A 19,949-nucleotide genomic window follows, 5' to 3' on the forward strand; every position below is an offset into this window, starting at 1 on the left:
AGAGGTGGCCATGACCGACCCCGTGAGCCGGACGATCCTTCTGCTCGACATCGAGAAGTACAGCGACCGGGACAACGTCGAGCAGGCGTACCTGCGACGCATGCTCTACAACATCACCGACCGCGTCCTGGAGAGCTCGGGCATCGACGAGACCCGGCGGCTGCGGGCCGACCGGGGCGACTCGGTGATGGAGCTGATCGACGCCAGTGCGTCGGTGACAGCGCTTCTGCGGGCCCTGCTGACCGAGGCACCCACGGAGCTGCGCGCCGTGAACCGGATGGCTTCGAAGTCCGCGCAGATCAGACTGCGGGCCGTACTCGCCACGGGATACGTCGCCGTCGACGAGCTCGACGGCTGGGTGGGGGCCGACCTCAACCACGCCTGCCGACTGCTCGACGCCGACGTGCTGCGCCTGGCTCTGCGCGAACGCCCCGACGACTTCGTCCTGTGCGTCTCGGAGAGCGTGCACCACGGGATCGTCCAGCACGACTACCCGGGTGTCCCCAAGGACCAGTTCCACGCCATCACCGTGCGGAGCAAGAACGGGCCGCTGCAGGCCTGGCTGCACGGGCCCACACCGAGGGACATGGAGGGCCCCGACGGGACGAGCGAGCCGGAGGACGGCGCGGCACCGGCCCCCGCGGCAGGCACCAGGGCCACGCCTCCAAGCCCCGTCGATCTCAGCAATGCCTCCTTCGGCGGCAGCTACGTGGCAGGCGACCAGCACGGCGTGTCCGGAAACGGCACGGTCCACGGCGACGTGCACCTCGGAGGCGGCGGCACTGCCGGGCGCGGTGAGCGGGAGTGAGCGCGGGCGAGCCGGGCCCCCGCCAGGGAGCAGCCGGCCCACGGCAGCAGGCGAGCGACAAGGACGCCGCCGACAGCCCGCAGCAGACAGGCCCCGAGGCCGCTGAGGCGGAGGACAAACAGGAAGAGCACGACCGGCCGCAGGACGCGTGGTCCGCCCGCAGGGACTTGGTCGACCACAGCCCCAAGGCGATGGGCGTCGGTGACAACGCGCGCTTCGGCGGCAGCCTGGTCGCGGGTGACCAGCACGGTGTGAGCGGCGGCCTGGTCGCGGGCGACGTCATCATGGGCAGCAAAACGGAGATCTACCGCTTCGGGGTCTCCACCACGAGCCACGGCTCCGGCGAGGTGCCGTCGTCGACACTGGACCGCCTCGCCCCGTACTTCGTGACCGACGAGTCCCGCTTCGAGAGCCTCCTGTCGCGGCTGCGCACGGAGAGGGTCGTCGTACTGTCCGGTCCGCACTACACCGGGCGCCGGACCGCCGCCCTGATGCTGCTCCGTCGTCTGGGTGCCTCCCCGATCCGCTCCCTCGTCCGCGACACCACACCCGCACAGCTCGTCGAGCAGCTCGGCGACGGCCAGCACCCGGCCAAGGGATACGTGCTGTGCGATCTGACCACCCGCCGCGACCAACCGCTCCGGGAACCGCATCTCCTCGCCGCGCGCGGCCAACTGGCGGAGGAAGACGCGTACTTGGTCATCACCGTCGGCCCTGTGGCCGCCCTGGAGGACATCTCCGCCGTCGAATGGAAGCCGCCGAGCCCCGCCGACGTACTGAAGAGGCACCTGCTGGAGCTGACCGGTGAGGCGACCACGGACCGGCTGCTGGCGCTGCCCGCTGTCTCCACCTTCCTGGAGCGCGACCACCAGCTGCGCGAAGTGGCGTCCTTCGCGAAGCACCTCAAGCGGTATGCGGACGGGGAAGTCACCGAAGAAGCCGTCGGAACCTTCTCGCTGTTCACCCTGGAAAGCCAGGTCCAGGAGTGGTTCGACGAGAACGAGGAGCTGATTCCGCTCCGGGACAAGGCGTTCCTCATCGCTCTGGCCGCCTTCGACGGAGGCCCCTACGCACTCACGGCCGAACTGAGCGACCTGCTCTACGCCTACCTGCAGGACACCGCGGACTCGGCTCTGCAGCCGCGGGTCCCCGTCTTCGGCACCCATATCGTCAAGCGACTCCAACTCGCCCGCGCCAAGGGGTATCTGGAGGAAGAGAACACGGAGTGGGGGCCGGTCACACAGTCCAAGGCCGCGTTCCTCGACAACCGGGTCTCGCTGGTCCTGCTGCGCGAGGTGTGGACCGGGCACCCCTCGGCGAGGCCCGCACTCGTGCGCTGGCTCCAGCGGCTCGCCGGTGACGCAAGGCCCCTGGTGCGCACCCGCGCGGCGTCCACCGTCGCCGTTCTCGCGTACGCGGATCTGCCCTCCACCATGGCTCTGATCATCGAGCCATGGGCGACGTCCCATCTGTTCCGCCGCCGTCTCGTCGCGGTCAACTCACTGACGCTCGCGCACCTCCTGGAGGCGCCCAACATTCCGAGCATCCTCGGCTCCTGGTGCGAGAGCGAGGATCCCGCGATGCGCTGGGTGGCCATCCGTGCGTACGGCCTGATCGGCGCGGAGCGGCCGGAACAGACTCTCGCCGCTCTGCGGAGCGCCGCACGCAAGGAGTACGAACCCCTCTTCGACGAGGACGGCGAGGAGGAAGACATCGACGAGGTCATGGTGAAACAGCTCGCGCAGTCCGTGGAGCTGCTGCTGCTCTCACCGGCCGGCGAGCAGGTCCTCGTCGAGCTGCTGCACCGACTGGATCAGGACCGTGCGGTACACGATCTCGCCCTGCGCGGCTTTCTCAGCGCGTGCGCACGCCGGAAGGACGACGCGCGCGACGGACGGCCACTGATCCTCGACTGGTACGCCACCTCGGCGGCCGACGGAGGCCGCGCGGCCGGCGGAATCGCACGGCTCTGGCGTTCGGCGCTCGAAGATCGCAGGCACACGAGGGCCGCGCTGGAGGAGCTGGGTGACTGGGTACGCGCCGCCGACCACGATCCGGCGACGGAGTGGGCGCTTGCCGGCCTGCTCCCGGCCCTGGTCACGACAGCCTCCGAGTACCAGCGCCTGAGCCACCTCCTGCGCACCGTGCGCGGCGAGGACGGCTCCGCCCCGCCTGTCGTCGCGGCCCGTCTGCTGACTGTTCTGCCGAACCGTCGCTGAGCCACGGGCCACCACACCGCCCGCAGGAACCCCTCAAGGACAGGAACCCCTCAAGGAGACGTCATGCCCGACTTCCGCCGTCCGCCGGACTGGGATCAACCAGCCGACCGGCACACGTCCCTGATCGATCCCGTCATCACCGTCCGGCAGCTCTCGCGGTTCGGATTCGCCCGCAAGGCGCTGACCCGGATCGATCACGCCCTGGTCTTCTCGACTTCCAAGGGCGGATACGAGGCCTATCTGCCGCCCCTGCGCCCGAGCCGCGGAGAGGTGGCGGCGAAGCGCTACACATCGGTGTACGAGGTGGACATGGGCGTCCACCCTCACCAGGCCGAGATCCCCCTGCCCAGCGACAACGACGCCTTCGAATTCATCGCCGCGGTCGACCTGTCGTGGCAGGTCGTCGCCCCAGCCGACTTCGTCAGGAGCGGCCACCGGGATGTACCGGCCCTGCTTCTCGGCGAACTGCAGCAGGCCGCTCGGCCCCTCACACGCCGGTTCGCCATCCACGACAGTGCGCGCGCCGAGCGACAACTGCTGCACGCCCTCTCCGGCCAGGCACCGCTCGGCACGGCCGCGGGCCTGCAGGTGATCTGGACTCTGCGGCTGCGCCGCGACCAGCAGAACATCGACCACCAACGGCGGCTCCAGTCCATCGACCACGACGCCGCCGAACAGATACGCACCGAGCAGCAGGGCATGGTGTACGACATCGAGCTCGACCGGCGGACCCGCGAGCAGGACAGGCTCCAGGCAGTGCGGGCCACGGAGTACGGACGGCTCGACCACGAGCTCGCGCTCCAGCGTCAGGCCTGGCAGCAGGAGCAGGACCAGTTGCGGGCCCGCCACGAGGCGGAGCTCCGGCAGCTCGAGGCCGAGAAGATCGCGTTCTACCAGGGGTATCTGGAGCAGGGGGGTGTGGTGGCCTGGGCCATGCACCTCGCCAAGAATCCCCAGGATTCACGGCTCGTCGTCGACAGCATGCGCGAGGACCAACTGCGCTTGGTCCTCGCCGAGCTGGAGCTGGCAAGGGAACTCCTCAGCGGCGACAGCGCGGAGGACTACGAGCTGGAAGAGCCCAAGCGGCGGGCCCTGGACGCCATACACAAGATCTTCAGCCAGCAGGTGCCGGGAATCTCGCGAGACCAGTCGCCATCGCGGCCGCCGACGGCGCCCACGTCGCCGGAGTCGCGACTCATCAAGGCCGACCCGGCTCACGACACCCCGCAATCGGCGCACTCGAACGAGGTGTCGGGCACGGAGACAGCAGCAGACCAGGCACCCGCACCCGCACCCGCACCCGCACCCGCACCCGCACCCGCAGAGCAGACCGGCACCTTCCCCGGCTGGCAACCGCCCCCGGGCTACGGCAGCTCACCGAGCGCACCACCACCGCAGCGCGACGGCGACGAGCAAGAGGACCTCGCCCCGTGACCGGCGCCCGCGCCCGCGCTCCCCTGGCGTCCGACGCCACGCCCGGAGCCAGGGCGGCCGAACGCCTTCTCGCCGATCTGCGCACCGAGATCGCCCGCGCGGACGCCAAGGCCGCGGTGCTGGTGGCGGCTCTCGGCGTGATGACGGGCGTCTTCAGCGGTCTGCTCGCCCGACGCGAGTGGACCCCTGCCGCCCTCTCCGTCCCCGCCAGTTCGACGTGGTGGTCGGGGGTTTTCGCCCTCGCCCTGACGCTGCTCGCGCTCCTCATGGCCGTCCTGCCGCGCTACGGCACGAGCAGATGGACACCGGGCGCCCCCTTGTCGCACTTCGGAGACATCCAACAGGCCGTACGCAGCGGCCACTTGGCAGAAGCACTGGCCGACACCGAACGCGATCCGACGGCCGACGCGATCGCGGCTCTGGCCGCGACCAGCCGTATCGCCCTGCGCAAGCACCAATGGGTGCGCACGGGCCTGATCGCCTTCACCATCGCCGCGGTGCTGCTCCCCGGATCCCTTCTCATCGGCTGACCATCCCGCTTCCCGGAGGCTGACCATGGCCCGACCACACTTCCCACAACAGCCCGAACCCCCTGACGACGACGCGTCCGCCCCCGACGACCTCGATTACCACCACCGCGGCGGCCGTCTCCACTTCACCGCACATCAGCGCGGGCTCGACGCCACGGCCCTGGGCCGGCTTCTCCTGCACCTGCCCGGCACGCTCATGAGCCTGTTGGTCCTGCTCCTGATATCCGGTGGTCTCGATGCCTGGCTGGGCATTCCGTTCTGGATCGTGCCGCTGGTCTGGCTGCTGTCCGGGGCCATGGTCTTCCACCGCCCCACGGAGGACTTCTTCGCCCGATACCTGCTGCGGCTGCAGCGTCCGATGCCCGAGGAGTACGCGCGTCTCGCTCCCGTCTGGCGCGAGGTGACCGCACGCGCGGGCGTCGACGGCCGGGCGTACGAACTCTGGGTCGAGGACAGCGACGACCTCAACGCCTATGCCGCAGGCGGTCACATCGTCGGGGTCACCCGGTTCGCACTCGACCGGCTGCCGAGCTCGCAGCTCGCCGCCGTACTCGCCCACGAGCTGGGCCATCACACCGGTGGCCACGTCTGGGTCTCGCTGCTCGGCTACTGGTACGCGCTGCCGGGACGTGCCGCCTGGTACGCGATCCGACTGGTCGTCGCCTACGCCCTGGCGTTCACCAACTACTTCTCCTGGGTGGCGACAGTGGCGCTGGTGTTCGTGATCTGCGTCGTCAGCTACACCACGATCACCCGCCTGTACGGGCTGCCGCTGTTGCTGCTCGTCACCCCGTATCTGATCGCCGCCGTCGGCCGACGGGCAGAGCTCCGCGCGGACCAGCACGCCGCCGCGCTCGGGTTCGCCCCCATGCTGGCCCAGGTACTGCAGGCCATGTACGCGACCGAGACCGAAGCCAAACGGCAGGCCATGGCCGCATCCGGGCACAGGCACGCCGCACCCAGGCTCCTGGACCAGCTGCTCTCCACGCACCCCGACTACCCGACCCGCATCCACCGTCTGCGCCCGTACCTGTGACGGGTCCGGTCGGAAAACGCCGAAGGGCGATCACCCCGCGCAAAGCGAGGTGACCGCCCTTCAACAAACCCAGGCCTTACTGGTTGTACGGCCCGTAGTCGTAGTCCTCCAGCGGAACGGCCTGGCCGGAGCCCGTGCCGAACGGGGAGTAATCGATGTCGTCGTAGCCGACGGCCGAGTACATCGCGGCCTTGGCCTCCTCGGTGGGCTCCACCCGGATGTTGCGGTAGCGGGAAAGACCCGTACCGGCCGGGATGAGCTTACCGATGATGACGTTCTCCTTGAGGCCGATGAGGCTGTCGGACTTGGCGTTGATCGCCGCATCCGTCAGGACTCGGGTCGTCTCCTGGAAGGAGGCGGCCGACAGCCAGGACTCCGTCGCCAGCGAGGCCTTGGTGATACCCATCAGCTGCGGACGGCCGGAGGCCGGGTGGCCGCCTTCCGTCACGACACGACGGTTCTCGGTCTCGAACTTCGAGCGCTCGACGAGCTCGCCCGGCAGCAGCTCCGCATCGCCGGACTCGATGATCGTCACACGGCGCAGCATCTGCCGGATGATGATCTCGATGTGCTTGTCGTGGATCGACACACCCTGCGAGTTGTAGACCTTCTGGACTTCGCCGACCAGGTGGACCTGGACCGCGCGCTGACCGAGGATCCGCAGCACGTCGTGCGGGTTGGTGGCACCGAAGGTGAGCTTCTGGCCCACCTCGACGTGGTCACCCTCGCGCACCAGGACCTTGGCACGCTTCGAGATCGGGAACGCCGTCTCGTCGCTGCCGTCGTCCGGGGTGACGACGATCTTCTTGGTCTTCTCGGTCTCCTCGATGCGGACACGGCCCGCGGCCTCGGAGATCGGGGCGACACCCTTCGGCGTACGAGCCTCGAAGAGCTCGACGACACGGGGCAGACCCTGGGTGATGTCGTCACCGGCCACACCACCGGTGTGGAAGGTACGCATCGTCAGCTGGGTACCGGGCTCACCGATGGACTGGGCGGCGATGATGCCGACCGCCTCACCGATGTCGACCAGCTTGCCGGTGGCGAGCGAACGGCCGTAGCAGAAGGCACAGGTGCCGACCGCCGACTCACAGGTCAGGACCGAGCGGGTCTTGACCTCCTCGACGCCGTTGGCGACCAGGGCGTCGATGAGCACGTCACCGAGGTCGACGTTGGCCGGCGCGATGACCTTGCCGTCGATGACGACGTCCTCGGCCAGCATGCGGGCGTACACCGAGGTCTCGACGTTCTCCGTCTTGCGGAGCACACCGTCCTCGCCCTTGACCGCGATCGCCAGCTTCAGACCGCGCTCGGTGCCACAGTCCTCCTCGCGAATGATGACGTCCTGCGAGACGTCGACCAGACGACGGGTGAGGTAACCGGAGTCGGCGGTACGAAGGGCGGTGTCCGCGAGACCCTTACGGGCACCGTGCGTGGAGATGAAGTACTCCAGCACGGACAGGCCCTCACGGAAGGACGCCTTGATCGGACGCGGGATGGTCTCGTTCTTCGCGTTCGACACCAGACCACGCATACCGGCGATCTGCCGCATCTGCATCATGTTTCCTCGGGCACCCGAGTCAACCATCATGAAGATGGGGTTGGTCTTGGGGAAGTTCGCGTTCATCGCCTCGGCAACCTCGTTGGTCGCCTTGGTCCAGATCGCGATGAGCTCCTGCGTGCGCTCGTCCTTGGTGATCAGACCGCGCTCGTACTGCTTCTGGACCTTCTCGTCCTGCGCCTCGTAGCCCGCGACGATCGCCTTCTTGGCCTCGGGGACCACGACGTCGGAGATGGCCACGGTGACACCGGAACGGGTCGCCCAGTAGAAGCCCGCCGCCTTCAGGTTGTCGAGCGTCGCCGCCACGATGACCTTGGGGTAGCGCTCGGCGAGGTCGTTGACGATCTCGGAGAGCTGCTTCTTGCCGACCGAGTAGTCGACGAACGGGTAGTCCTCGGGCAGCAGCTCGTTGAAGAGCGCGCGGCCCAGGGTCGTACGCAGCCGGAAGCTGTCACCCTGCTGGTACTCCTGCTCGCCCTCCTCGACGGCCGGCGGGGTCCAGCCGCGCGGCGGGATGGTGCCCACCGGGAAGCGGATGTCGACCTTCGCCTGCAGCGAGAGCTCACGGGCGTCGAACGCCATGATCGCCTCGGCCGTGGAACCGAACGAACGGCCCTCGCCCTTGACCTCGCGCTCCTCTTCGTCCGTGGTGAGGAAGAAGAGGCCGAGCACCATGTCCTGGGTCGGCATGGTGACCGGACGGCCGTCGGCCGGCTTGAGGATGTTGTTCGAGGACAGCATCAGGATGCGGGCCTCGGCCTGCGCCTCCGCGGAGAGCGGCAGGTGGACGGCCATCTGGTCACCGTCGAAGTCCGCGTTGAACGCGGTGCAGACGAGCGGGTGGATCTGGATGGCCTTGCCCTCGACCAGCTGCGGCTCGAAGGCCTGGATGCCGAGGCGGTGCAGCGTGGGCGCACGGTTCAGCAGAACCGGGTGCTCGGCGATGACCTCTTCGAGGACGTCGTACACGACCGTGCGGCCGCGCTCGACCATCCGCTTGGCGCTCTTGATGTTCTGCGCGTGGTTCAGGTCGACCAGGCGCTTCATCACGAACGGCTTGAAGAGCTCCAGCGCCATGGCCTTGGGCAGACCACACTGGTGCAGCTTCAGCTGCGGACCGACGACGATCACGGAACGCGCGGAGTAGTCCACACGCTTACCGAGCAGGTTCTGACGGAATCGACCCTGCTTACCCTTCAGCATGTCGCTGAGGGACTTCAGCGGGCGGTTGCCGGGACCCGTGACCGGGCGACCACGACGACCGTTGTCGAAGAGGGCGTCAACAGCCTCCTGAAGCATGCGCTTCTCGTTGTTGACGATGATCTCCGGAGCACCCAGGTCGAGCAGGCGCTTCAGACGGTTGTTGCGGTTGATCACGCGGCGGTACAGGTCGTTCAGGTCGGAGGTCGCGAAGCGGCCACCGTCCAGCTGCACCATCGGACGCAGGTCCGGCGGGATGACCGGCACGCAGTCCAGAACCATGCCCTTGGGGCTGTTGCTGGTCTGCAGGAACGCGGAGACGACCTTGAGACGCTTGAGCGCACGGGTCTTCTTCTGGCCCTTGCCGGTACGGATGATCTCGCGGAGGCGCTCGGCCTCCTCGTCGAGGTCGAAGGACTCCAGGCGCTTCTGCAGGGCAGCGGCACCCATGGAGCCGTCGAAGTACGTGCCGAAGCGGTCACGCAGCTCGCGGTAGAGCAGCTCGTCGCCCTCGAGGTCCTGGACCTTGAGGTTCTTGAAGCGGTTCCACACCTCGTCGAGACGGTCGATCTCGCGCTGGGCGCGGTCGCGCAGCTGCTTCATCTCGCGCTCGGCGCCCTCGCGCACCTTGCGGCGCACGTCGGCCTTGGCACCCTCGGCCTCGAGCTCGGCCAGGTCGGTCTCGAGCTTCTTGGCGCGGGCCTCCAGGTCGGAGTCGCGACGGTTCTCGATCTGCTGACGCTCGACGGAGACGTGCGCCTCCAGGGACGGCAGGTCGCGGGTACGACGCTCCTCGTCCACGAACGTGATCATGTACGCCGCGAAGTAGATGACCTTCTCGAGGTCCTTCGGGGCGAGGTCGAGGAGGTAGCCCAGGCGCGACGGGACGCCCTTGAAGTACCAGATGTGCGTGACGGGAGCGGCCAGCTCAATGTGGCCCATCCGCTCACGGCGCACCTTGGCGCGCGTGACCTCGACGCCACAGCGCTCACAGATGATGCCCTTGAAGCGGACACGCTTGTACTTGCCGCAGTAGCACTCCCAGTCCCGGGTCGGACCGAAGATCTTCTCGCAGAAGAGTCCGTCCTTTTCGGGCTTCAGGGTGCGGTAGTTGATGGTCTCCGGCTTCTTGACCTCGCCGTGCGACCACTGTCGGATGTCGTCCGCGGTGGCAAGGCCGATCCGCAGCTCGTCGAAGAAGTTGACGTCGAGCACTTGTCGTCAATCCCTCTTTCGGGGTCGTGTCTCAATCATGGTCTGTACGGGTCCGGGGCGGGGCCGGGACCTCACTGGGAGGTCCCGGCCAGACCCGTCAGACCTCTTCGACGCTGCTCGGCTCGCGCCGGGACAGGTCGATACCGAGCTCCTCCGCCGCGCGGAAGACGTCCTCGTCGGTGTCACGCATCTCGATGGACATGCCGTCCGAGGACAGCACCTCCACGTTGAGGCAGAGCGACTGCATTTCCTTGATGAGCACCTTGAAGGACTCGGGAATGCCGGGCTCGGGGATGTTCTCGCCCTTGACGATGGCCTCGTAGACCTTCACGCGGCCGGTGACGTCGTCGGACTTGATCGTCAGCAGCTCCTGGAGGGCGTAGGCGGCGCCGTAAGCCTCGAGCGCCCACACCTCCATCTCACCGAAGCGCTGACCACCGAACTGAGCCTTACCACCCAGCGGCTGCTGGGTGATCATCGAGTACGGACCGGTCGAGCGGGCGTGCAGCTTGTCGTCGACCAGGTGGTGCAGCTTGAGGATGTACATGTACCCGACCGAGATCGGGTCCGGGAACGGCTCGCCGGAGCGGCCGTCGAACAGCTGCGCCTTGCCGGACGGGAGCACCATGCGCTCGCCGTCGCGGTTCGGGATGGTGTGCTGCAGCAGACCGGCGAGCTCGTCCTCACGCGCACCGTCGAAGACGGGGGTGGCGACGTTCGTACCGGGCTGGACCTGGTCGGCACCGATGGCCTGCAGGCGCTGCGCCCACTCGTCCGCGAGGCCGGAGACGTCCCAGCCGCGGCTGGCGAGCCAGCCGAGGTGGATCTCCAGGACCTGTCCCGGGTTCATTCGGGACGGCACACCCAGCGGGTTGAGGATGATGTCGACCGGAGTTCCGTCCTCGAGGAACGGCATGTCCTCGATCGGAAGGATCTTCGAGATAACACCCTTGTTGCCGTGACGGCCGGCGAGCTTGTCACCGTCCGTGATCTTGCGCTTCTGCGCCACGTAGACACGAACCAGCTGGTTCACGCCCGGCGGCAGCTCGTCGCCCTCTTCACGGTCGAAGACGCGTACGCCGATGACCTTGCCGGTCTCGCCGTGCGGCACCTTCAGGGAGGTGTCACGGACCTCGCGCGCCTTCTCACCGAAGATCGCGCGGAGCAGACGCTCCTCCGGGGTCAGCTCGGTCTCACCCTTGGGCGTGACCTTGCCGACGAGGATGTCGCCGGCGATGACCTCGGCGCCGATGCGGATGATGCCGCGCTCGTCGAGGTCGGCGAGGACCTCCTCGGAGACGTTCGGGATGTCCCGGGTGATCTCCTCCGGGCCGAGCTTGGTGTCACGGGCGTCGACCTCGTGCTCCTCGATGTGGATCGAGGAGAGGACGTCGTCCTGCACGAGGCGCTGCGACAGGATGATCGCGTCCTCGTAGTTGTGACCCTCCCACGGCATGAACGCCACGAGCAGGTTCTTGCCGAGGGCCATCTCGCCCTCTTCGGTCGCGGGACCGTCGGCCAGGACCTGGCCCTCGATCACGCGGGCGCCCTCGTCGACGACAACCTTCTGGTTGACCGAGGTGCCCTGGTTCGAGCGCGAGAACTTGGCGATGCGGTACGTGGTGTACGTGCCGTCGTCGTTGGTGACGGTGACGTAGTCCGCGGAGACCTCCTGGACCACACCCGGCTTCTCGGCCTTGATCACGTCACCGGCGTCGGTGGCGCAGCGGTACTCCATGCCGGTGCCGACGAGCGGCGCCTCGGACTTAATCAGCGGCACCGCCTGACGCATCATGTTCGCGCCCATGAGCGCGCGGTTGGCGTCGTCGTGCTCGAGGAAGGGGATCATGGCGGTCGCGACCGACACCATCTGGCGCGGCGAGACGTCCATGTAGTCGACGTCGTCACCGGGGACGTAGTCGACCTCGCCGCCGCGGCGGCGGACCAGCACGCGGGCCTCGGCGAACCGGAGCTCGTCGGTCAGCGGCGCGTTGGCCTGCGCGATGACGAAGCGGTCTTCCTCGTCGGCCGTGAGGTAGTCGACGTCGTCGCCGACGACACCGTCGACGACCTTGCGGTACGGCGTCTCGATGAAGCCGAACGCGTTGATGCGACCGTACGAGGCGAGCGAACCGATCAGACCGATGTTCGGGCCTTCGGGCGTCTCGATCGGGCACATGCGGCCGTAGTGAGACGGGTGCACGTCTCGGACCTCGAAGCCGGCCCGCTCACGGGAGAGACCACCCGGGCCGAGGGCGTTCAGACGACGCTTGTGCGTCAGCCCCGACAGCGGGTTGTTCTGGTCCATGAACTGGGACAGCTGGCTGGTGCCGAAGAACTCCTTGATGGAGGCGACGACCGGCCGGATGTTGATCAGGGTCTGCGGCGTGATCGCCTCGACGTCCTGGGTGGTCATGCGCTCGCGCACGACGCGCTCCATACGGGCGAGACCCGTACGGACCTGGTTCTGGATCAGCTCACCGACGTTACGGATACGACGGTTGCCGAAGTGATCGATGTCGTCGGTCTCGACGATGATCTCGCGGCCGGACTCGCCGGTCGTCTCGGTCTCACCGGCGTGCAGCTTCACCAGGTACTTGATGGTGGCGATGATGTCGTCGGTGGTGAGCACGCCAGCGTCCAGCGGCTCGTCCGCGCCGAGCTTCTTGTTCACCTTGTAGCGGCCGACCTTCGCGAGGTCGTAGCGCTTCGGGTTGAAGTAGAGGTTCTCGAGCAGCGTCTGCGCGGCCTCGCGGGTCGGGGGCTCACCCGGACGCAGCTTGCGGTAGATGTCGAGCAGCGCGTCGTCCTGACCCTGGGTGTGGTCCTTCTCCAGGGTGGCGCGCATGGACTCGTACTCGCCGAACTCCTCGAGGATCTGCTCGGTCGTCCAACCGAGGGCCTTGAGGAGGACGGTGACGGACTGCTTGCGCTTGCGGTCGATGCGCACACCGACCATGTCGCGCTTGTCGATCTCCATCTCGAGCCAGGCACCACGGGACGGGATGACCTTGGCCGAGAAGATGTCCTTGTCGGACGTCTTGTCGATGGAGGAGTCGAAGTAGACACCGGGCGAGCGGACGAGCTGCGACACCACGACACGCTCGGTGCCGTTGATGACGAAGGTGCCCTTGTTCGTCATGAGCGGGAAGTCGCCCATGAAGACCGTCTGGGACTTGATCTCGCCGGTCTCGTTGTTGGTGAACTCAGCGGTGACGAAGAGCGGGGCGGCGTACGTGAAGTCGCGCTCCTTGCACTCGTCGATCGAGTTCTTGGGAGGCTCGAAGCGGTGGTCGCGGAACGTCAGGGACATCGACCCGGAGAAGTCCTCGATCGGGGAGATCTCCTCGAAGATCTCTTCCAGACCGGACTTGGTGGGGACGTTCTGTCCGCTTTCCAGAGCCGCCTCGACACGAGCCTTCCACGCGTCATTGCCGAGCAGCCAGTCAAAGCTCTCGGTCTGCAGCGCAAGAAGGTTCGGAACCTCGAGGGGCTCCTTGATCTTTGCAAAGGAGATGCGCAGCGGGGCGGTGCTGGCGCCGTTGTTCGTATTCGCGGTCGAGGCAGTGCGCGAGGCGGCCAAGAGGGGGTCCTTCCGAGGGCTCGGACTCACTACGCGCGTACCGGTCCCAGGCTGGACACAGAGACAGAAATCCCAGGTCAGGGAAGTTTCAATCCACGGTGCTCAAGCATGGGCATGCCCCTGGTGACGGGCAGGAGGCAGCTAACAGGCAGCGCAAAGGGTCAGTGTAGCCAGTTGGCCCACTGATGTCCAGTGCGGGTTCTGGGAGACCCTCGTTGTTCTCAACCCCTGCTGCAAGCCATGCCCTCGATGCACATCGATACTGCCCTCTTCGCCGCCGATCCATGCCTCGGATGCGGATCGTTGTGACGACGCGTCCTGAGAATTGCGCGCTGCGTGCGGTTCGTCAAGGCCCCCCTGCCCGGACAAGGCCCTCAGAACGTCACCGTCACGGGCCGTCCGGAGGCACAACGAAGATCACCATACTCGCCGCGACCGACAGCGCAAGGCACCCGCCACGAGAGCCCCTGGGAACGCCGAAAGGCGACCACCCACATGGGTGATCGCCCTAGGCGACCCTTTCGTTACAGCGTTTCCGCCGTACGAAGGGTGAAAAGAGTCAGACGACTCGTGAGGTCACTTGACCTCGACGGAGGCGCCGGCGCCCTCGAGGGCCTCCTTGGCCTTGTCCGCGGCGTCCTTGGCGACCTTCTCGAGGACCGGCTTCGGGGTGCCGTCGACGAGGTCCTTGGCCTCCTTCAGACCCAGGGAGGTCAGCTCACGCACGACCTTGATGACCTGGATCTTCTTGTCGCCGGCACCCGTGAGGATGACGTCGAACTCGTCCTGCTCGGCCTCGGCCTCAGCGGCGCCACCAGCGGCACCACCGGCGACGACGACCGGCGCGGCAGCGGCGGCGGTGACGTCGAACTTCTCCTCGAAGGCCTTCACGAACTCGGAGAGCTCGATGAGGGTCATCTCTTCGAACTGCGCGAGCAGGTCGTCCTGGGACAGCTTCGCCATGATGGCGTCCTTCCACTAATTCGGCTGGTGCCGTGTGTACATGAAGGCGGGCGTACGTTGGGCCCGCTGTGACCACCGCGTCAGGCGGCGGTCAATGTGCGAGCCGAATTACTCGGCACCGCCCTGCTCGGCCTGCTTGGCACGAAGCGCCTCCGCGGTGCGGACGAACTTCGACGGCAGCGCCTGGAAGACAGAGGCAGCCTGCGACTGCTTGCCCTTGAACGCGCCGGCCAGCTTGCTGAGCAGAACCTCGCGGGACTCGAGGTCCGCAAGCTTCTTGATCTCGTCGGCGGACAGCGCCTTGCCGTCAAGGACACCGCCCTTGATGACGAGGTTGGGGTTCTCCTTGGCGAAGTCACGAAGACCCTTCGCCGACTCCACCGGGTCACCGGTGACGAAGGCGACCGCCGTCGGACCGTTGAACAGGTCGTCGAGCGTGTCGATCCCGGCCTCGTTGGCCGCGATCTTGGTCAGCGTGTTCTTCACCACGGCGTACTCGGAGTTCGCACCGAGGGAACGGCGCAGCTGCTTGAGCTGGGCCACGGTGAGACCCCGGTACTCGGTCAGCACGGCGGCGTTCGAGCTGCGGAACTTGTCCGTGAGCTCGGCTACCGCGGCAGCCTTGTCGGGCGTCGGCATAGAGCGTCGGCCTCCTTCCGGGTGATGAGGACCGCTCAGAAGGGGCTGGGAAAAACAGAACGCCCCGGCGCAGGCGCACGGGGCGTGAGCTCGACCAGACGGAGTACGTCCGGGAGCACTTCCACAGTCACCTGCGCGGGTCGTCCGCAGTTTCAGCGGATCCTTCGGCCGCCGCACACTCTTTCGAGCACACGGCAACGACCAGCGGTCTTTGGCTTCTGTGGAAGAGTACGCGAACGGGTCCGCGTCAAGCAAATCCGGTCAGAGGGCGCTGTCCGAGCCCGCGCCCGCACCGGCCTTGCCGAGCTCCTTGAACATCTCCATGAGGTCGAAGGTCTGCCCGGCCGGCGGCGCGGTCACCTTGGCGGCGGCGCCGTAGTCGGAGAAGGTCTGCGACATCTTCATCGTGCCCTGAGGGCTCTTGATGTCGATGTCCATGCGGACGGGGAGGTCGTCCTCGTTGACCCAGACCTCGGTGTCGTAGCCCTTGATGCCCGACTTCTCGATGTTCTTGAAGAGCTGCTCGCGCTCGCTCTTGCTGAGCACCTCGTCGAGGCCCTTGTTGCTCTCCATCATTTCCTTGACGGTGAGCCGGCCCTTGTAGCGCTGGGTCTCCACCCCGTCGACCTTCGCGGGGCCGAGGTGCTTCAGGTTCGGCGAGTCCAGGAGCATGGCGAGCTGCTTCACCGGGTCCTGGTTCATGCTGTCCATGCCGCCGGTCATCTGCTTCGCGAGGTTCTCGTCACCGGCCTGCTCGGCGATGGAGTTGAGGTCCATCTTCATCCAGCGCTTGCCGTCCATGTCCTTGGCCGCCTTGGCGCCCATGTCCATGTACATCACGTTGTCGCGCCAGAGCATCCGGACCTTCTCCGGAGCGTCCGGGGCGCCCTCGGTGAGCGCCGAGCCCGTCATCGTCATGTCCATCACCATCGGGTCCCAGCCCATGACGCCGGACGCCTTCATGTCACCGCCGCCGTCCATCGCGGACGGCATCGACATGGTCATCTCGACCTTGGCCGACTTGGCGGCCGAGGTCTTCTTGTACGCGGCCGTGATGACCTCGGTCACCTGCGAGCGGGACTGGGTCTTGCCCGAGTCCGCCTTGTCGGACTTGTCGTCGCCCCCACCACAGGCGACCGCGCCGGTACACAGCAGCGCCGTGGTGAGCACGGCGCCCATCGCCCGCTGACGTCCCTTGCGTCCACGTACGACACCAACAGTCATGACCCCACCCCTAGGAACACATGATCGACACATTTCTGACTGCCGAGGGTACCTGAGGGGTGAGGGACGAGGCCTGCGAGTTCTGTCCGGCCCGGACGGCTCTGCCTGGCTAGACGGAGGGCTGCTTGACCATGAGGTCCTTGAAGCTCATGGTGTCCGAGGCCGGGGGCTTCTGGACGGACAGCGGCGTGCCGTAGTCGCTGTAGTAGGCGGTCTGCGAGAAGTCGCCGTTCTTCGTCTCGGCCTTCTCGATCTTCTTCACCAGAAGGTCGTCGTCGTTGACCCAGATGTCGATCGTCTCGGTGCTCATGCCGGCCTGCTCGAACTGCTTCTTCAGCTCGGACATCTTGCCCTTGTCCAGGTCCGCGCTCTTGGCGGTGAAGTCCGCGATGTCGACCGTGCCCGAGTAGTGGGTCGCCTGCGTGCCGCGGACCTTCTCCTCGCCCACGCGCTTCACGTCACCCGAGGCCAGCAGCATCTTCACCGACTGGTTCGGCGTGGTGTTCTGCATCTGGTCCTGGAACGCCTCACCCGCGGCGCCGCTCAGCTCGGCCAGCGTGGCGTAGTCGTACTCGAGCCAGTGCTTGCCCCCGCCCGCCTGGGCCGCGAACTTGTCGCCCATGTTGGCGTAGAAGCCGTTCTTCAGATAGCGGTAGTCGATCTTCGTCTGACCGAGCTGCTCCATCTGCTGGGCCTGCGTACCGCCCGTGAAGGTCACCGTCATCTTGCCCGTGATGCCGTCCGACCAGCCCATGACGCCCTTCATGTCCATGGACGTCTGTGTGCCCATGGTGGTCGAGCCGTCGATCCGGGCGGTGTCCGCCTTGTCGGTCGACTTCTCGACGGAGCGCAGGGCGGCTATCGGGCTGACGCTGATCCCGCCCTTGTCCTTGTCGCCGTCCGCCTTGTCGGAGGAACCGCCGGAGTCGCCCGAACCGCAGGCCGCGACGCCGGTCAGCGCGGCGGCCACCGCTATCGAGAGCCCCACGCGGCGCATGGTCGTGCTGTTCATGTAGTCCCACCCCTTAGCATCCATGGTGGCCCGCACGCTAGCGCAGGCCTCTGACAGACGTACCCGAAAGCCTCGTACGCAAAAGAGCCCGTACGCAAAGAGGACGGGCCCCGCACCTCGAAAGGTTGCGGGGCCCGTCCACAGAACGCGTACGCGACGCGGCTGCCGTCAGGTTCAGACGGCGGCCGGGTCCTCCTCGACGAGGAGGTTGCGGGTGCGGTTCGAGTCCAGCGGAATGCCGGGGCCCATCGTGGTGGTGATGGCGGCCTTCTTGATGTAACGACCCTTGGCGGCCGACGGCTTCAGACGGAGGATCTCCTCCAGGGCCGCGGCGTAGTTCTCCACCAGCTTGGTGTCGTCGAAGGACACCTTGCCGATGATGAAGTGCAGGTTCGAGTGCTTGTCGACGCGGAACTCGATCTTGCCGCCCTTGATGTCGTTGACAGCCTTCACGACGTCGGGGGTGACGGTGCCGGTCTTCGGGTTCGGCATCAGACCACGCGGACCGAGCACGCGGCCGAGGCGGCCGACCTTGCCCATGAGGTCCGGGGTGGCGACGACGGCGTCGAAGTCCAGGCGGCCCTTCGCGACCTCGTCGATGAGCTCGTCGGCGCCGACGATGTCGGCCCCAGCGGCTTCCGCGGCCGCAGCACGGTCACCGGTCGCGAAGACCAGGACCCGGGCGGTCTTGCCGGTGCCGTGCGGGAGGTTCACGGTGCCACGGACCATCTGGTCGGCCTTGCGCGGGTCGACACCCAGACGCATGGCGACCTCGACGGTGCCGTCGAACTTGGTCGAGGAGGTCTCCTTGGCGAGACGGACGGCCTCGAGCGGGGCGTACAGCTTCTCCCGGTCGATCTTGGCGTCCGCAGCGCGGAGAGTCTTGCTGCGCTTCACTACTGCTCCTGTTGGTTCAGGTATGGAGTCGTGGTGCGGACCAGCGCTTGGCCCTACCACTGAGAAAGGTCAGACGGGGGAGGTTCTCAGCCCTCGACCGTGATGCCCATGGAACGGGCGGTGCCGGCGATGATCTTCGACGCGGCGTCCAGGTCGTTGGCGTTGAGGTCTTCCATCTTGGTCTGCGCGATCTCGCGGATCTGCGCCTCGGTGACCTTGGCGACCTTGGTCTTGTGGGGCTCACCGGAGCCCTTCTCGACACCAGCGGCCTTCAGGATCATCTTGGCGGCCGGCGGCGTCTTGGTGATGAAGGTGAAGGAGCGGTCTTCGTAGACCGTGATCTCCACCGGGATCACCCAGCCACGCTGCGACTCGGTCGCGGCGTTGTAGGCCTTGCAGAACTCCATGATGTTGACGCCGTGCTGGCCCAGCGCGGGACCGACCGGCGGGGCCGGGTTGGCGGCACCAGCCTGGATCTGGAGCTTGATCAGCCCCGTGACCTTCTTCTTCTTGGGAGGCATTGCTCTCTCCGGGTCCTAGTGAGAGTTTTCAGCCGACCATCCGGTCATCCGGATGGAGGCATACCGCACAACGATAACGGGTATAGTCGCGCAGCTAAAAACCGAGCAGGTCAGACAGGCTTTGACAGCCCGCCTGACCTGGTCGGAAGCGTGTGTTCCAGAGGAAGCCGTGGAGGCTAGTTCTTCTGGATCTGGTCGAAGCTGAGCTCGACCGGGGTCTCGCGGCCGAAGATCTCGACGAGGCCCTTGACCTTCTTCGAGTCGGCGTTGATCTCGTTGATCGTCGCCTGCAGCGTCGCGAACGGGCCGTCGGTGACGGTGACCGAGTCGCCGACCTCGAAGTCCAGGACCTGGACCTCGACCTTGCGCTGCGGAGCGGGCTTGCCCTCGGCCTCGGCGGCCTCGCGGGCGGCCTTCTCCTCGGCCTCCGGGGCGAGCATCTTGACGATCTCGTCCAGGGTCAGCGGGTACGGGTCGTAGGCGTTGCCCACGAAGCCGGTGACGCCGGGGGTGTTGCGGACGACGCCCCAGGACTCGTTCGTCAGGTCCATGCGCACCAGCACGTAGCCGGGGAGCTTGTTCTGACGGATGGTCTTGCGCTCGCCGTTCTTGATCTGGGCGACCTCTTCCTGCGGCACCTCGGCCTGGAAGATGAAGTCCTCGACGTTCAGCGAGACGGCGCGCTGCTCGAGGTTGGTCTTCACGCGGTTCTCGTAACCGGCGTAGGTGTGGATGACGTACCACTCGCCGGGGAGGGTGCGGAGCTCCTCGCGCAGGGCGACGATCGGGTCGACCGGCTCGGCCTCCTCCTCGGGCGCCTCGTCCTCGGCGGTCTCCTCGTCGGCGACCTCGGCTACGGCGTCCTCGTCCTCCTCGGACTCGGCGACAGCCTCGGCGTCGCCCTCCAGGTGGATGGCGGCCTCTTCGGCGGGCGCGCCCGCGGCGACGTCGGCAGCCTCGGCCTGGTCCGGGTCCTCGGCGTCCGCCGCCTCGACGATGTCGAGCTGGTCCTCCACGGACTCCGCCGACTCGATGGCGTCGTTCAGGTTCGGGTCAGACACGGTGGCTGCTTCTTCCTGGATACAGAGGGGTGGAACGCGCGAAATG

At 67.0% G+C, this 19,949-nt stretch carries 14 protein-coding genes; 5 read left to right on the top strand and 9 right to left on the bottom strand.

Annotated features, from left to right (window positions below; all coding sequences use genetic code 11):
- Positions 1-10: 10 nt before the first annotated feature.
- The 5 genes from AB0B50_RS18915 to AB0B50_RS18935 all read left to right on the top strand — a co-directional run bounded on the left by AB0B50_RS18915 (position 11) and on the right by AB0B50_RS18935 (position 6,027).
- Positions 11-808 carry a hypothetical protein gene (locus AB0B50_RS18915; RefSeq protein ID WP_362332605.1) on the top strand — a complete coding sequence of 266 codons (798 nt, stop codon included), beginning with the start codon at positions 11-13 and terminating at the stop codon, positions 806-808.
- Positions 805-3,027, top strand: coding sequence for a hypothetical protein (locus tag AB0B50_RS18920; protein WP_362332608.1), 2,223 nt, complete (start codon positions 805-807; stop codon positions 3,025-3,027). The genes AB0B50_RS18915 and AB0B50_RS18920 overlap by 4 nt, the downstream gene beginning before the upstream one ends.
- A 63-nt stretch (positions 3,028-3,090) precedes the next feature.
- Positions 3,091-4,461, top strand: a complete 1,371-nt coding sequence (locus AB0B50_RS18925) for a hypothetical protein (protein WP_362332611.1) — start codon at positions 3,091-3,093, stop codon at positions 4,459-4,461.
- Positions 4,458-4,991 (top strand): Pycsar system effector family protein, encoded by a 534-nt coding sequence (locus tag AB0B50_RS18930; RefSeq protein WP_362332614.1) that lies wholly within the window; start codon positions 4,458-4,460, stop codon positions 4,989-4,991. Before AB0B50_RS18925 ends, AB0B50_RS18930 begins: the two co-directional genes overlap by 4 nt.
- A 25-nt stretch (positions 4,992-5,016) precedes the next feature.
- Complete coding sequence (locus AB0B50_RS18935; protein ID WP_362332617.1) at positions 5,017-6,027, top strand: M48 family metalloprotease; 1,011 nt, start codon at positions 5,017-5,019, stop codon at positions 6,025-6,027.
- A 76-nt stretch (positions 6,028-6,103) separates the two neighbouring features.
- Here the strand turns inward: AB0B50_RS18935 and AB0B50_RS18940 are convergent, their stop codons facing one another.
- From AB0B50_RS18940 to nusG, 9 genes are all read right to left on the bottom strand, one after another.
- Positions 6,104-10,003 carry a DNA-directed RNA polymerase subunit beta' gene (locus AB0B50_RS18940; RefSeq protein ID WP_362332620.1) on the bottom strand — a complete coding sequence of 1,300 codons (3,900 nt, stop codon included), beginning with the start codon at positions 10,001-10,003 and terminating at the stop codon, positions 6,104-6,106.
- 97 nt (positions 10,004-10,100) lie between these two features.
- A complete protein-coding gene (gene rpoB / locus AB0B50_RS18945; protein WP_362332623.1) occupies positions 10,101-13,586 on the bottom strand; it encodes a DNA-directed RNA polymerase subunit beta in 3,486 nt (1,161 codons plus the stop codon).
- Between the two features lie 576 nt (positions 13,587-14,162).
- A complete protein-coding gene (rplL, locus tag AB0B50_RS18950; RefSeq protein WP_362332625.1) occupies positions 14,163-14,549 on the bottom strand; it encodes a 50S ribosomal protein L7/L12 in 387 nt (128 codons plus the stop codon).
- 108 nt (positions 14,550-14,657) lie between these two features.
- Positions 14,658-15,188, bottom strand: coding sequence for a 50S ribosomal protein L10 (gene rplJ, locus AB0B50_RS18955; RefSeq protein ID WP_362332628.1), 531 nt, complete (start codon positions 15,186-15,188; stop codon positions 14,658-14,660).
- A 261-nt stretch (positions 15,189-15,449) separates the two neighbouring features.
- Positions 15,450-16,412 carry a hypothetical protein gene (locus tag AB0B50_RS18960; RefSeq protein WP_362332630.1) on the bottom strand — a complete coding sequence of 321 codons (963 nt, stop codon included), beginning with the start codon at positions 16,410-16,412 and terminating at the stop codon, positions 15,450-15,452.
- A 109-nt stretch (positions 16,413-16,521) separates the two neighbouring features.
- Positions 16,522-17,424 carry a hypothetical protein gene (locus tag AB0B50_RS18965; protein ID WP_362332633.1) on the bottom strand — a complete coding sequence of 301 codons (903 nt, stop codon included), beginning with the start codon at positions 17,422-17,424 and terminating at the stop codon, positions 16,522-16,524.
- 174 nt (positions 17,425-17,598) lie between these two features.
- Positions 17,599-18,321, bottom strand: a complete 723-nt coding sequence (rplA, locus tag AB0B50_RS18970) for a 50S ribosomal protein L1 (RefSeq protein WP_362332636.1) — start codon at positions 18,319-18,321, stop codon at positions 17,599-17,601.
- A gap of 86 nt (positions 18,322-18,407) precedes the next feature.
- Positions 18,408-18,842, bottom strand: coding sequence for a 50S ribosomal protein L11 (gene rplK, locus AB0B50_RS18975; protein WP_030782612.1), 435 nt, complete (start codon positions 18,840-18,842; stop codon positions 18,408-18,410).
- A gap of 176 nt (positions 18,843-19,018) precedes the next feature.
- Positions 19,019-19,903, bottom strand: a complete 885-nt coding sequence (nusG, locus tag AB0B50_RS18980) for a transcription termination/antitermination protein NusG (protein ID WP_362332639.1) — start codon at positions 19,901-19,903, stop codon at positions 19,019-19,021.
- Between the last annotated feature and the right edge of the window lie 46 nt (positions 19,904-19,949).

Source organism: Streptomyces sp. NPDC041068 (genome assembly GCF_040647455.1).
Classification (GTDB): Bacteria; Actinomycetota; Actinomycetes; order Streptomycetales; family Streptomycetaceae; genus Streptomyces.